This window comes from Nocardioides panzhihuensis (genome assembly GCF_013408335.1).
Classification (GTDB): Bacteria; Actinomycetota; Actinomycetes; order Propionibacteriales; family Nocardioidaceae; genus Nocardioides; species Nocardioides panzhihuensis.
Window position 1 is genome coordinate 4,213,830 of record NZ_JACBZR010000001.1, and the last position, 13,006, is coordinate 4,226,835.

Sequence of the window (13,006 nt, forward strand, 5' to 3'; positions counted from 1 at the left end):
ATCAGCAGAACGTGATGCTCGACACATTTCAGCGATTACCGATATGACTTACGCCATGCCTCCGCTCGACAGCCAGATCGCCGACCTGCTCACCCTCTTCGCAAAGGGCGAGCCCTTGGAGTCGTACGACCCGCCGACGGCACGAGCGCTCTTCCGCGCACTGAGCGAGGGCGTCCCACTTCCACCCGTCGCCTCGGTCGAGAGCTCGGTGATCCCAGGTCCGGCCGGCGACCTGGACGTACGCATCTATCGGCCCACCACGGAGGGGCCGCTGCCGACGATTGTGATGTTCCACGGCGGCGGCTGGGTCGTCGGCGACCTCGACACCCACGAGGACCAGGCCCGCAACCTCGCCTCCATCTGCGACGCCGTGGTCGTCTCCGTCGACTACCGCCTCGCTCCTGAGGATCCCTTCCCCGCCGCCTACGACGATGCGCTGGCGGCCGCCCGCTGGGTCAGCGACAACGCGACGACGCTCGGGGGCGACGGTCGGGTGGCTGTCGCCGGCGACAGTGCCGGCGGCAACCTGTCGACCGTGGTCGCCCAGGTCTTCCGGGCCGAGGGGCGCGAGCTCGCCGGCCAGCTGCTGATCTACCCGACGACGGACATGACCAGCGGCTACCCCTCCTACGCGGAGAATGGTCACGGCTACTTCCTCGAGCTGCCGACGATGAAGTGGTTCTCCGACAACTACGTCGGTGGCTCCGACCGCGCCGACCCGCGGATCAGCCCGATCAAGGGCAACCTGGCGGGGCTGGCACCGGCTGTCGTGGTGACAGCGGAGTTCGACCCGCTGCGCGATGAGGGCATCGCGTACGCCAAGGCACTGGAGAGCTCAGGGGTCCCCACCACCTACCTGCACTGTGACGGTCTCATCCACGGCTTCTTCGCGATGGGCCAGCATTCGCAGACGGCACAGCTCGCGATCGAGGAGACCTGCGCGCTGTTCAGGGCTGTGCTCCACGGCTGAACCCGGGGCGTACCCCCCGGGGGGTGATTCAGGACATACCGTGAAACCAGGGGTATTCCTGATGACCGTGCACTGACGATGGTCCAGACTGGGCCGCATGCAGATTGCTGCCCAGGCACGTTCCTCTCTACGGGCGATGACGCGACCACTGACCGAGCGGGTCCGCAAGCTTGCCCTGCAGTTCGCGATGCGGGGCAAGGAGTCGCCGATCCCCGACATCACCACGCTGCGCAAGATCCCCGAGCATCTGACCTTCCCGCTGCTCCGTAACGGCGTCGACCCGGTGCCGATGCTCGCCGAGAGCCGCGAGCAGGCGCCGGTCACCAAGCTCGGCGCGGTGCTCGGGCTCGACATCGTGCTGGTCACCGGCCATGCCGAGTCCAAGCACGTGCTGGCCGACAAGACCGCCTACTCCAACGACATGCGCCACCTGCTCGGCACCCGCAAGCGCACCGACGCCGAGGGCATCGGCGGTCTCGGCATGACCGACGCGCCCGACCACACCAAGCTCCGCGGGCTGCTGACGCCGGAGTTCACCATGCGACGCCTGGGTCGTCTGACCGAGATGATCGACCGGATCGTCACCGACGCTCTCGACGACATGGAGGCCCACGGCCCCGAGGTCGACCTGGTCCAGCACTTCGGCTTCGAGATCCCGTTCCGGGTGATCTGCGAGCTGCTGGGCATGCCCGAGGACGTACGCGAGGAGTTCCACAAGCTCGGCATGGCCCGGTTCGACCTGTCGGAAGGTAGCGCCGGGTCCTTCGGCGCCGCCACCGAGACCAGGACGTTCCTCATCGAGCAGGTCCGCCAGCAGCGCGCGAACCCCGGTGAGGGCATGATCGGCGAGATCATCCGCAACAAGGGCTCGGAGTACGACGACGTCGAGCTCGGCGGTCTCGCCGACGGCGTCTTCCTCGGGGGCTATGAGACCTCCGCCTCTATGCTCTCCATGGGCGCCTACGTCCTGATGCAGAACCCCGAGGCGTACGAGATCCTGCGCTCCGGCGACAGGGCCGGGGTCGACAAGGTCGTCGAGGAGCTGCTCCGCTACCTGTGCCCGGTGCAGCTCGCCTTCCCGCGGTTCGCCCGCGAGGACCACGACCTCTTCGGCCTGCCGGTCAAGAAGGGCGCCGTGGTCCTGGTCAGCCTCACCGGCGCCAACCGCGACCCCGCGGTGGTTCCGAAGCCGGAGCAGTTCGACCTCCGCAACGCCGACACGATGCACTTCGCCTTCGGCCACGGCATGCACCGCTGCGTCGGCGCCGAGCTGGCCCGCATGGAGCTCCGCGCCGCCCTCACCGGCCTCGCCCGCCGCTTCCCCGACCTGTCCATGGCCACCGCCGACCCCGGCGACCTCGGCTGGCGCGACCTCTCGGTCGTCTACAGCCTCGACCGCCTCCCGGTCCGGCTGGCCAAGGAGCCCGTCCCGGTCTGATTCCCGAATCCCGCCGAGTCGGCTCGTTCTCACCAAGATTCCCGCTGGCTGAGATCCGGTCCCGTCCGATCGCTCAGCCGTTCCAGCGCTGAGGCGCGGGCTCCTCACTGATCGCCACGGCGATCCACGGCGCCAGGACGTACGCCGGGATCGCCAGCAGCGGCAGGCTCGTCATCGGGGTCGCGATGATCACGAACGCGGCCCCGGTGCAGAACCGACCGAGCCCGGAGCGCATGCTCAGGTACGCCCCGACCACGGGCCCGATCAGCCCCACGACGATCATCACCGGCACGCTCACCAGCCGCGACAGTTCGATCCCGGAGCTCGTGACGGCAAGGTAGACAGGCAGCACCGTCACCATGCTCAACAGCGCGGCGACGCCCCAGGCCTTGTAGGAGCGGGCCAGGCGCTGGCGGTTCGTCAGCGCGGGGGTCGTCATCGCGGGACTGGTCATGGACGGAGTCTGGCAGCGCACCCCGCGCGACCGGCCGCGAGACGCGCGAGACGCGCGAGACGCGCGAGACGCGCGAGACGGCGGAAACCGGCATCTGGGCCGTTCAGGCGCGGCGCGTCTCCAGGACGCGGAAGCCCTTGGCGCTGCCGATGCGGACGGTCGGGTAGCCCTGGTCGGTGATCCAGCGCTGCAACGAGTCGCCGCCGAGGTTCTTGCCGACGACCATGACCGCTCGACCCTCGGGGGCGAGGCGGGGCAGCCAGGTCAGGAGCAGCTCGTGGAGGGCCTGCTTGCCGATCCGGATCGGCGGGTTGCTCCAGATCTCGTCGTACGTGACCTCGGTGTCGACCTGGCCAGGTGTCCGCGCGACGTAGCGGTCCCCGAGCCCGAGCTTCGCCGCGTTCTCGTTCGCCAGCAGGACCGCCCGCTCGTTGACGTCGACCCCGGTGACGTACGCCTCCGGCACCGCGACCCCCAGCGCCAGCCCGATCACGCCGTAGCCGCAGCCGAGGTCAAGGATCCGCGCGCCCGGTCTCAGGGGCGGCGGTTCGGTCTCCTTGAACAGCACCGAGGTGCCGATGTCCAGCCGTCCCTTGGCGAAGACCCCTGACCCGCTCACCAGGTCGAGGCCGATGTCCCACACGGTCGTCGAGACCGGGATCCGCTCGAAGGGCACCGACGGGTCGGCGGAGAAGTAGTGCTCGTCATCAGTCCCGGTCAAGCTCGCTCGCCTCTCTGCGGTTCATGGTGCGTTGGTGCTGGGCCGCCAGCATCTCGTCCGGCGGGTAGGCGACCTCTTCGAGCGTGAGCCCGTTGGCCGGCGCGATCGGGATCGAGGAGGACCGGGTGCGTGAGGCCAGCGACTCCTTCGCCCAGGTCACGTCCTTGCGCCCCTCCCCGATCAGCATCAGGCACCCGACCAGCGACCGCACCATCGAGTGACAGAAGGCGTCGGCGAGGACGGTCGCCTCGATGATCCCCTCGGGGCTCCGGTCCCAGGTGAGATGGCGCAGGTCGCGGATGGTGGTCGCACCCTCGCGTGGCTTGCAGAAGGAGGCGAAGTCGTTGAGCCCGATGAGATCGGCAGCGGCGACGTTCATCGAAGACAGGTCCAACGACCGGGTCCGATAGAGCACGTGACCGCGCTGCAAGGGATCGACGTACGCCGGGTCGTCCACGATCCGGTAGACATAGCGTCGCGACAGGGCCGAGAACCTGGCGTTGAACCCCTCCGGCGCCTCGACCGCCCGGTGAACCCGCAGGTCAGCGGGGAGGATCCCGTTCAGGCGGCGCACCAGCGCGTCGAGCGGCGACTGCTCCGACCGTCCCCGCGAGGACTCGATCACCTCTGCGTCGATGTCGAAGTGCGCGACCTGGCCGCGGGCGTGCACTCCCGAGTCCGTACGCCCCGCCACCGTCACCCACACCTGGGACCGCTCCCCGATCGCTGGCATCCGCATGGCCGTCGCCAGCGCGTCCTGCAGCTCTCCCTGCACCGTACGCAGCCCCGGTTGGGTCGCCCAGCCGTGGAACATGGTGCCGTCGTAGGCGAGATCGATCCTGATACGCACGGGCCCATTCTCGCAGCGACCGAGCCGTTTGCCAGACTCGGCGCATGCGCTATGTGATCTTCGGGGCGGGAGCTGTCGGCGGGGTGGTGGGCGGGCTGTTGCAACGCGCGGGGGCCGACGTCACCCTCGTCGCCCGCGGCGAGCACCTCCGGGTCGTCCGAGAGCAGGGCCTCACCCTCGACACTCCCGATGGCACGGAAAGCCTCGACATACCCGCCGTGGCCGACGCCGGGGAGCTCACCTGGACCGAGGACACCGTCGTGCTCCTCTGCGTGAAGGGCCAGCAGACCGAGCGCGCGCTCGAGGACCTGGCTGCGTACGCCCCACCGGGCACCCCGGTCGTCGCCATGCAGAACGGCGTCGCGAACGAGCCGCGGATCCTGCGACGCTTCGCTCGAACGTACGCCATCCACGTCGTCCTCCCCGCCACGTTCCTGACGCCGGGCACCGTCGTCCAGGGCTCGGGCGCCAAGCCCGGCATCCTCGACATCGGCCGCTACCCCACCGGCGTCGACGAGATCGCCGACGCCATCGCGAACGTCCTGGTCAAGGCCGGTTTCCTGAGCGAGCCGCGCGCCGACATCATGGCCTGGAAGCACCGCAAGCTCCTCAACAACCTCGGCAACGGCATCAACGCCGCCATCGCCCCAGGCCCCCGCGACGAGGAGATCTACGCCCGCTGTCTGGCCGAGGCCGAAGCCACCCTCGCTGCCGCAGGGATCAGCGTCGTGACCGCCGACGAGGACCGTACGCGGCGCGCCGACCACATCACCGGACGCGGCCGTGACACCAATAGCTCGACCTGGCAGAGCCTCGCTCGTGGCAGCGGCGTCGAGATCGACTACCTGTCCGGCGAGATCGTGCTGCTCGGCCGGCTCCATGGCGTCCCGACCCCGGTCAACGAGGCCATCCAGCGCGCGGTCCACGCTATCGCTCGCAGCGGCGGCGAACCGGGGAGCCTCGACGGCGACGCCTTCCTCGCCGGCCTCTGACGCCCTCGAATGGAGTGGCCAGGTGGGCGACGGATCCGGCAGGCTGCCCGCCATGAGCTACGCAGCGCCACCTCCCCCACCGCCCCTGACACCGCAGTCAGGGACCGACGTCACCGGTAGCGCCCCGCGATCGACCATGGCCACCACCATCGTCGTGATCACCACGGTGGTGCTACTGCAGATCGGGATCGCCCTAGTGGGCCTCGTCCTGATCTATCTCCTCGGCGGCACCGCGGCCACCATGACGATCGTCACCATCGTCACCATCGTGCTCAACGCGCTGCTCTACGCCGTAGTGGCAGGCGGCGCCGCAGTGATCGCCCGCACCCCGACGGGGCGGCTCCTCGGCATCGCGCTGCCGATGCTCGCGTGGCTCCTGAACACCGTGCTCTGGCACGCCCTCGTCGAGCTGTTCCAGTTCTACAACCCGGTCGTCGTCGGCCTTCTCGCACCGCTGGTCCTGCTGTTGGTCCTCGCCGGTTGGGGATGCGCCGCCTGGACCGGTCGCCGGTGGCTCATCGGGCTCCCAGCCACCTATGTCCTGCTCATCGTGGTGCACGTGCCGCTGTCCATCGCACTGACGCCGGCATTGTCTTTCGACAACTTCGCCGCGGCGCAGCTGTGGTCGGCCCTGTCCGCCTTGGTGACGACGGTGGCCGTGGTTCTCGGCGGGGTCGTCTGCTGGCTGCTGGCCCGATCGGAACAGGACCTCCGGAAATGACGGCGGCCCGTCACCCTCGCGGGTGACGGGCCACTGTTCGGAACCAGATCAGGCCTTGGCCTCGTCCTTGGTCTCCTCAGCAGGCGCCTCGTCGGCAGCAGCCTCGGTGGCCTCGGTCTCCTCAGCAGCGGTCTCCTCGACCGGCGCCTCGTCGGCCGGGGTCTCCTCAACGGGGGCGGCAACCGGAGCCGCGGCAGCCGGAGCAGCCTTGGTCTTCGGCTCGTAGGCCTCGTTGACGAGCTCGATCACGGCCATCGGAGCGTTGTCGCCCTTGCGGGGACCGATCTTGGTGATCCGGGTGTAGCCACCCGGACGCTCCGCGAACTGCTCGGCGATCTCGGTGAAGAGGGTGTGCACGACCGACTTGTCGCGGATGGTCTTGAGGACCTCGCGACGGTTGTGCAGGTCACCCTTCTTGGCCTTGGTGATCAGCTTCTCCGCGACGGGGCGGAGAAGCCGGGCCTTGGCCTCGGTGGTGGTGATGCGGCCGTTCTCGAACAGCGCGGTGGCGAGGTTCGAGACGATCAGCTTCTGGTGCGCGGGCGAACCGCCGAGGCGGGCACCCTTCGTCGGGGTAGGCATCGAGCCTGCTCCTTCTCTCCGGCCGTACTAGGTACCGGGGTAGACGCCCAAGCGGGCGGTTTTCTCATGGATTACGCCGGGCCGCGGCTGCACCGCAAACCCCTGGCGAAACTGTCCGCCCGGCCGCGGCGGAGCCGCCTGGCCGGGCGTAACAACTCAGTACTGCTCGTCCTCGACGAACGCGTCGTCGTCATCGTCGCCGTAGGCGGCGAGGGCGGCGGACGGGTCGAAGCCCGGGGCGCTGTCCTTGAGCGACAGACCCATCTCGTGCAGCTTCAGCTTGACCTCGTCGATGGACTTGGCGCCGAAGTTGCGGATGTCGAGCAGGTCCTGCTCCGAGCGGGAGATGAGCTCACCCACGGTGTGGATGCCCTCGCGCTTGAGGCAGTTGTAGGAGCGGACGGTCAGCTGCAGGTCCTCGACCGGGAGGGCGAGGTCGGCGGCGAGCTGCTCGTCGACCGGCGACGGGCCGATGTCGATGCCCTCGGCGTCGACGTTCAGCTCACGGGCCAGACCGAAGAGCTCGACCAGGGTCTTACCGGCCGAGGCGATCGCGTCACGGGGAGCGATCGACGGCTTGGTCTCGACGTCGATGACGAGCTTGTCGAAGTCCGTGCGCTGCTCGACACGGGTGGCCTCGACCTTGTAGCTGACCTTGAGGACCGGCGAGTAGATCGAGTCGACCGGGATCCGGCCGATCTCGTTCTCGGCGCCCTTGTTCTGGACCGCGGAGACGTAGCCGCGGCCACGCTCGACGACGAGCTCGAGCTCGATCTTGCCCTTGTCGGAGAGCGTCGCGATCTTCAGGTCGGGGTTGTGCACCTCGACACCGGCCGGCGGCGCGATGTCGGCAGCGGTGACGTCACCGGCACCGGACTTGCGCAGGTACATGGTGACGGGCTCGTCGTGCTCGGAGGAGACGACCAGACCCTTGAGGTTGAGGATGATCTCGGTGACATCCTCCTTGACGCCCTCGATGGTCGAGAACTCGTGGAGAACGCCGTCGATCTTGATCGAGGTGACCGAAGCACCGGGGATCGAGGAGAGCAGGGTGCGCCGAAGAGAGTTGCCCAGCGTGTAACCGAAGCCCGGCTCGAGGGGCTCGATCACGAAACGGGAGCGGAACTCCTCGACGGACTCTTCCGACAGGGTGGGGCGCTGTGCGATAAGCACTGATTTGTCCTTTCCGGGCCGACCGCTATTTGACGGACCCGAACTTCAAGGGGTGATGACGGAAGGCTGTGGGGGCGGCAAGGCCCCGGCGTACTTCTTCTGTGAAGTTTGAACGCCGGGGACTCGTCGTGGTTACTGCGTAGGGCCGATCACTTCTTCGAGTAGTACTCGACGATCAGCTGCTCCTGGACCGGGACGTCGATCTGAGCCCGGACGGGGAGCTGGTGAACCAGGATGCGCATCCGGTTCGGGACAGCCTCGAGCCAAGCCGGGACGACGCGCTCGCCGTGGGTCTCGCGAGCCACGATGAACGGGGTCATCTCCAGCGACTTCTCGCGAACGTCGATGACGTCGTGAGCCGACACCTGGAACGAAGGCACGTTGACCTTCTTGCCGTTGACCAGGAAGTGGCCGTGAACGACCAGCTGGCGGGCCTGGCGGCGGGTGCGGGCGAAACCGGCACGGTAGACGACGTTGTCCAGGCGGCCCTCGAGGAGCACCAGGAGGTTGTCGCCGGTCTTGCCACCGCGGCGGTGGGCCTCGGCGTAGTAGGAAGCGAACTGCTTCTCCATCACGCCGTAGGTGAAGCGAGCCTTCTGCTTCTCACGAAGCTGGAGGAGGTACTCGCTCTCCTTGATGCGGCCGCGGCCGTGCTGGCCGGGAGGGTAGGGGCGCTTCTCGAACGCCGCGTCGTTGCCGACAAGGTCGACACCGAGACGGCGCGACTTGCGGGTCATGGGTCCGGTGTAACGGGCCATTACTCTTCAGTCTCCTTCTATGTCTCGGTGGGGATCAAACGCGACGGCGCTTGGGCGGACGGCAGCCGTTGTGCGGGGCCGGCGTGACGTCCTGGATGGTGCCGACCTCGAGGCCGATCGCACCCAGGGAACGGATCGCGGTCTCGCGGCCCGAGCCCGGGCCCTTCACGAAGACGTCGATCTTCTTCATGCCGTGGTCCATCGCACGGCGACCAGCGGCCTCGGCGGCCATCTGAGCGGCGAACGGGGTGGACTTACGCGAGCCCTTGAAACCGACGGTGCCGGCCGAGGCCCACGAGATCACCGCACCGGTCGGGTCGGTGATCGTGACGATCGTGTTGTTGAACGTGCTCTTGATGTGGGCCTCGCCCTGAGCGACGTTCTTCTTCTCCTTGCGACGAACCTTCGTCGCACCCTGTCGGGTCTTCGGAGGCATGCATTAACTCCTGAGTTGGCTGGTCTGTGAGATCGAGGCGAAGGCCGGATCAACGCTGCCCGGGAAATTCCGGTACAGGCGTCGAATCACTTGGCCTTCTTCTTGCCGGCGACGGTGCGCTTCGGGCCCTTGCGGGTGCGAGCGTTGGTCTTGGTGCGCTGACCGCGGACCGGAAGGCCCTGACGGTGGCGGCGACCCTGGTAGCTGCCGATCTCGATCTTGCGGCGGATGTCAGCCTGGACCTCGCGACGGAGGTCACCCTCGGTCTGGATGCCCTGGGCTTCGATCTCGTCGCGGAGCTTGACCAGCTCGTCCTCGGCCAGAGCGTGCACCCGGGTGTTCGGGTTGACGCCGGTGGCCTCGAGGAGCTTCTGCGAGGTGGTACGGCCGATGCCGTAGATGTAGGTGAGAGCGATCTCCACGCGCTTGTCGCGCGGAAGGTCAACACCTTGGAGGCGTGCCATTGTGATCCTTCTGGTTGCGTCAGAGGTGTCGGTCGGGTCGCGTCCCGGGGTGGCACCCTCGGGCTCCGGCCTCTGCTCCGGAGGTGAGTTCGGACCCAGAAAGTTCTGGCCTGTGTCCTAGCGACTCGATGAAGTATTCAGTTGTGCTGCGAGCTGGGACTCAGCCCTGGCGCTGCTTGTGGCGCGGGTTCTCGCAGATCACCATGACGCGGCCGTGGCGACGGATCACCTTGCACTTGTCACAGATCTTCTTAACGCTCGGGTTGACCTTCATGTCAGCCCTTTCTTGATCGTCGGCTGGCTACTTGTAGCGGTAGACGATCCGACCGCGCGTCAGGTCGTAGGGGGACAGCTCCACCACCACGCGGTCCTCAGGAAGGATCCGGATGTAGTGCTGCCGCATCTTGCCGCTGATGTGGGCGAGAACCTTGTGTCCGTTGCTCAGCTCCACGCGGAACATAGCGTTGGGGAGGGCCTCCACTACGGTGCCCTCGATCTCGATCACGCCTTCTTTCTTCGGCATGCCCTCTGCAATCTGTTGGTCGGTCATCTACCGTTCAAACCACGGATCGGATGACCCGCGGGCGGTCCGGGAACCTCTCCGATAATCGGAGTGGACCTCGTGAAGCCATCTGCATGTCTCACCCGCGAGCGCGCAGAAGCGCGCTGACCGGGCAGCCGCGAGGCACGACGGGACAGACCCACGTTGGACCGACTACCGATCGTAGTCCCCTAGATCAGCAATGCCCTAATCGTCAAGCCCGGGCGGCTGCGTCCGCTTCCGCGACCTCCGCGAGGTACGCCATCGCCGCCTCCGGGTCGCCGAGGAACGGTCCGAGATCCTCGGGGTGCGGGAACAGCCGGGTGAACCGGTCCGCCACCGTCTGGTGCTGGGTGGCCGCGCCGAGCACCTGCTGCACGTGCTCGGGCAGCGGGTTGAGCAGCGCGTCGGTCATGCCGGTCGAGTGCTGCGCGCGGGTCTCCCAGAAGGTCTCGAAGGTCGCCTGCATCCACTCCGGGTCGAACGGCTGGTCGCCACGCTCGACGATCGCCTTGGTGTAGATCCCGGCACAGTGGGCGGCGTTGTTGGAGCCCTGACCCGCGATCGGGTCGTTGACGACGACGACGTCGCCCATGCCGAAGACGTAGGTGCCGTCGGCGACCTCGGCGTACGGCTTGCGGATCATGCCGGTGAAGGAGCCCGAGAGCGAGGCGCGGGCGTCGGTGGGCACGCACTCACGCATCAGCTCGCCCTCCCACGGCATGTGCTCGAGCATCAGGTGCTGGAGGCGGCGCAGGTGCTCGTCGGGACGTGGGCGGTCCCAGAAGCAGTCGAAGGGGCCGTCCGGGACCGCCTCGACGAACGCGACCCGGCTCGGCCCGGCGCTGGTCAGGGCGGGGATCACGAACAGCTCCCCCACACCGGGCGCGACGTTGATCCGCATGCTCCCGGCCGGGAAGTCGTCCGGCTCGACCCAGCCTTGGAGATAGATCGCCGAGAGCGTACGGCCGGGGCTGGTGTACTTGGAACGGACGGGGTCACGGTCGAAGAGGTCGACGATCTCGCCCTTGCCGGCGGCGATGAGGGTCAGGTCGTACATCGGCGCCAGGCCGGCCAGGTCGGAGGTCATCACGGGGTGGTAGATGATCCGGCCGCCGCGGTCCTCGAACAGCTCCAGCCAGCTGGACATCTTCAACCGCTGGTCGACGGACATGGCGTACGGCTGCCACGGTCCGTCGAACTTCAGTGCCCGAACCCCGGGCTCCGGGCTGACCGAGATGCCGACCGCGGGGATGCGCGGTGCCTCGTCCTCCCAGAGGTTCAGGTCGTAGGCACGCTCGTAGGCCAGGGCGGGCTCGAACATGACCTGCGTCGACATCGGCCAGCCGTCGCGCAGCTCGTCGGGCGTACGCGCGGACATGACCGTCACCTCATAGCCCTCGATCTGGAGGCTGAGGGCGAGCTGCATGCCCGCCTGTCCGGCGCCGACGATCAAGATCTTGCGCAAGGAAACTCCTTCGGAGTGGGGACGCCTCCGGGGTCAGGCGCGGGTGGGGGTGGTTTTCATCGTGTGCGCCAGGCAGGCGACCAGCGTCTTGGCCGTGGACCTGCGGTCGCGGGCATCCACGGTCACCAGCGGCGTCTTCTCGTCGAGGCAGAGCGCGTCGCGCACCTTCTCCAAGGAATGGGTGAGCTTTCCGTCGAACAGGTTCACCGCAACGACGAACGGGACGTCGGAGTCGTTCTCGAAGTAGTTGATCGCGGGGAACGACGCATCGAGCTGACGGGTGTCGACGAGCACGACGGCACCGCTGGCGCCACGACACAGGTCGTCCCACATCGGCCAGAACCGGGGCTGACCCGGCGTGCCGAACAGGTAGAGCAGCAGATCTGGGGCGAGGGTGACCCGGCCGAAGTCCATCGCGACCGTCGTGGTCGTCTTGGCGCTCGAGGCCGAGAGCGGATCCACCGCCTCGCCGGCCTGCGTCATCCAGGCCTCGGTGTTCACCGGCGGGATCTCGGAGACGGACGCGACCAGGGTCGACTTCCCGACGCCGAAACCTCCTGCGATCACGAGCTTGGCAGAGGTGACGGTCAGCGACTGGCGGTCAGCCGAGCTCGGAAAGGCCATCGATAACTCTCTTCAACAGACGGTGGTCGAACGGGGAGTCGTAAGCCCCCTCATTGATCTGCAGGTGCTCGGTCGAGGCAAGGTCCTCGAGCAGCACGCGAGTCACCCCGAGTGAGATCCCGCAATGCGCGGACAGCTCCGCGACCGACTGTGGCCCGAGACGTACACGGTCGTAGAGCCGGCGCGACTCTGGCGTCAGCTTGGACGCCGCTCGCGCATCGAAGTGCGACGCCGAGATCAGCGTGTGCACGTACAGCTGGTGGTTGGTCTGGGTCCGGCCGCCGGTGAGCACATAAGGCCGTACCCACGGATTGGAACTCACGGTTCCCCTTCCGCTCGCTGAGACTCGTTCACGCCCGCTCCCCCGCCATCGAGCTGACCGTCATCTGGCGCAGCTCGTCGCGCATCTGGGGAGTGAGTACGTGGCCGACGGCGTCGACCAGCTGGGCCATCTTGTGGGCGACGACGCCCAGGTTCGCACCGGCGCCGACGAGGACGGCGAAGCCGGCGAGGTCGCCGATGCCCATGAAGAGGAAGTGGCCGCTGTGGAACTTCAGCATCACCTGGTCGCAGCCAGGCTCGCCCACCTCACGCGCGATGTTGTTGCCGAGACTGATCACCCCGGCGGTCATCGCGGCAAGAGGGTCGGCGACATTGGCGGACATGCCGCCGGCACCGATCAGCGGGAGCCCGTCGGAGGAGACGATGAGCGCATGGGTCACACCGGGAGTGGAGCTGGCGAAGTTGTCGATCAGCCAGCTGAATTCCTTGGGGTCGCGGGGGACGACCGGGCTTTCCATTACGAAAGGTTTCC

At 67.7% G+C, this 13,006-nt stretch carries 18 protein-coding genes; 4 read left to right on the top strand and 14 right to left on the bottom strand.

What is annotated here, in order from left to right; all coding sequences use genetic code 11:
• Positions 1-55 precede the first annotated feature (55 nt).
• Positions 56-970, top strand: coding sequence for an alpha/beta hydrolase (locus BJ988_RS19915; RefSeq protein WP_246321534.1), 915 nt, complete (start codon positions 56-58; stop codon positions 968-970).
• 136 nt (positions 971-1,106) lie between these two features.
• Positions 1,107-2,408, top strand: coding sequence for a cytochrome P450 (locus tag BJ988_RS19920; RefSeq protein WP_179659667.1), 1,302 nt, complete (start codon positions 1,107-1,109; stop codon positions 2,406-2,408).
• 73 nt (positions 2,409-2,481) lie between these two features.
• Here BJ988_RS19920 and BJ988_RS19925 read toward each other — a convergent pair whose 3' ends face one another.
• The 3 genes from BJ988_RS19925 to truA form a co-directional block, all read right to left on the bottom strand.
• Positions 2,482-2,862 carry a hypothetical protein gene (locus BJ988_RS19925; RefSeq protein WP_179659668.1) on the bottom strand — a complete coding sequence of 127 codons (381 nt, stop codon included), beginning with the start codon at positions 2,860-2,862 and terminating at the stop codon, positions 2,482-2,484.
• Positions 2,863-2,965: 103 nt separating this feature from the next.
• On the bottom strand, positions 2,966-3,583 hold the full coding sequence (locus BJ988_RS19930) for a class I SAM-dependent methyltransferase (protein ID WP_179659669.1): 618 nt from the start codon (positions 3,581-3,583) through the stop codon (positions 2,966-2,968).
• A complete protein-coding gene (gene truA / locus BJ988_RS19935; protein ID WP_179659670.1) occupies positions 3,570-4,433 on the bottom strand; it encodes a tRNA pseudouridine(38-40) synthase TruA in 864 nt (287 codons plus the stop codon). The genes BJ988_RS19930 and truA overlap by 14 nt, the downstream gene beginning before the upstream one ends.
• 44 nt (positions 4,434-4,477) lie before the next feature.
• Here truA and BJ988_RS19940 point away from each other — a divergent pair, with 44 nt between their 5' ends.
• Both BJ988_RS19940 and BJ988_RS19945 read left to right on the top strand, forming a co-directional pair.
• Positions 4,478-5,425 (top strand): ketopantoate reductase family protein, encoded by a 948-nt coding sequence (locus tag BJ988_RS19940; RefSeq protein ID WP_179659671.1) that lies wholly within the window; start codon positions 4,478-4,480, stop codon positions 5,423-5,425.
• 52 nt (positions 5,426-5,477) lie between these two features.
• Positions 5,478-6,146, top strand: coding sequence for a hypothetical protein (locus BJ988_RS19945; protein WP_179659672.1), 669 nt, complete (start codon positions 5,478-5,480; stop codon positions 6,144-6,146).
• Positions 6,147-6,194: 48 nt separating this feature from the next.
• On the opposite strand, the gene rplQ is transcribed toward BJ988_RS19945, so the two are convergent.
• The 11 genes from rplQ to BJ988_RS20000 form a co-directional block, all read right to left on the bottom strand.
• A complete protein-coding gene (gene rplQ / locus BJ988_RS19950; protein WP_179659673.1) occupies positions 6,195-6,728 on the bottom strand; it encodes a 50S ribosomal protein L17 in 534 nt (177 codons plus the stop codon).
• A 156-nt stretch (positions 6,729-6,884) separates the two neighbouring features.
• Entirely contained in the window at positions 6,885-7,901 is a 1,017-nt protein-coding gene (locus BJ988_RS19955) for a DNA-directed RNA polymerase subunit alpha (RefSeq protein WP_008361061.1), read from the bottom strand.
• A 149-nt stretch (positions 7,902-8,050) separates the two neighbouring features.
• The gene (rpsD, locus tag BJ988_RS19960; RefSeq protein ID WP_179659674.1) at positions 8,051-8,659 is read right to left on the bottom strand and encodes a 30S ribosomal protein S4; all 609 of its coding nucleotides are present in this window, start codon (positions 8,657-8,659) and stop codon (positions 8,051-8,053) included.
• Positions 8,660-8,693: 34 nt separating this feature from the next.
• The gene (gene rpsK, locus BJ988_RS19965; protein WP_091052417.1) at positions 8,694-9,095 is read right to left on the bottom strand and encodes a 30S ribosomal protein S11; all 402 of its coding nucleotides are present in this window, start codon (positions 9,093-9,095) and stop codon (positions 8,694-8,696) included.
• A gap of 86 nt (positions 9,096-9,181) precedes the next feature.
• Positions 9,182-9,559 (bottom strand): 30S ribosomal protein S13, encoded by a 378-nt coding sequence (gene rpsM, locus BJ988_RS19970; RefSeq protein WP_008361056.1) that lies wholly within the window; start codon positions 9,557-9,559, stop codon positions 9,182-9,184.
• A 160-nt stretch (positions 9,560-9,719) separates the two neighbouring features.
• On the bottom strand, positions 9,720-9,833 hold the full coding sequence (gene rpmJ / locus BJ988_RS19975) for a 50S ribosomal protein L36 (protein WP_008361054.1): 114 nt from the start codon (positions 9,831-9,833) through the stop codon (positions 9,720-9,722).
• 27 nt (positions 9,834-9,860) lie between these two features.
• Entirely contained in the window at positions 9,861-10,082 is a 222-nt protein-coding gene (infA, locus tag BJ988_RS19980) for a translation initiation factor IF-1 (protein ID WP_011757309.1), read from the bottom strand.
• A 232-nt stretch (positions 10,083-10,314) separates the two neighbouring features.
• Complete coding sequence (locus tag BJ988_RS19985) at positions 10,315-11,568, bottom strand: styrene monooxygenase/indole monooxygenase family protein (RefSeq protein ID WP_179659675.1); 1,254 nt, start codon at positions 11,566-11,568, stop codon at positions 10,315-10,317.
• Positions 11,569-11,601: 33 nt separating this feature from the next.
• Positions 11,602-12,192 carry a GTP-binding protein gene (locus BJ988_RS19990; RefSeq protein ID WP_179659676.1) on the bottom strand — a complete coding sequence of 197 codons (591 nt, stop codon included), beginning with the start codon at positions 12,190-12,192 and terminating at the stop codon, positions 11,602-11,604.
• On the bottom strand, positions 12,170-12,514 hold the full coding sequence (locus BJ988_RS19995; protein ID WP_179659677.1) for a DUF742 domain-containing protein: 345 nt from the start codon (positions 12,512-12,514) through the stop codon (positions 12,170-12,172). The genes BJ988_RS19990 and BJ988_RS19995 overlap by 23 nt, the downstream gene beginning before the upstream one ends.
• A 28-nt stretch (positions 12,515-12,542) precedes the next feature.
• Positions 12,543-12,992, bottom strand: a complete 450-nt coding sequence (locus BJ988_RS20000; protein WP_179659678.1) for a roadblock/LC7 domain-containing protein — start codon at positions 12,990-12,992, stop codon at positions 12,543-12,545.
• Between the last annotated feature and the right edge of the window lie 14 nt (positions 12,993-13,006).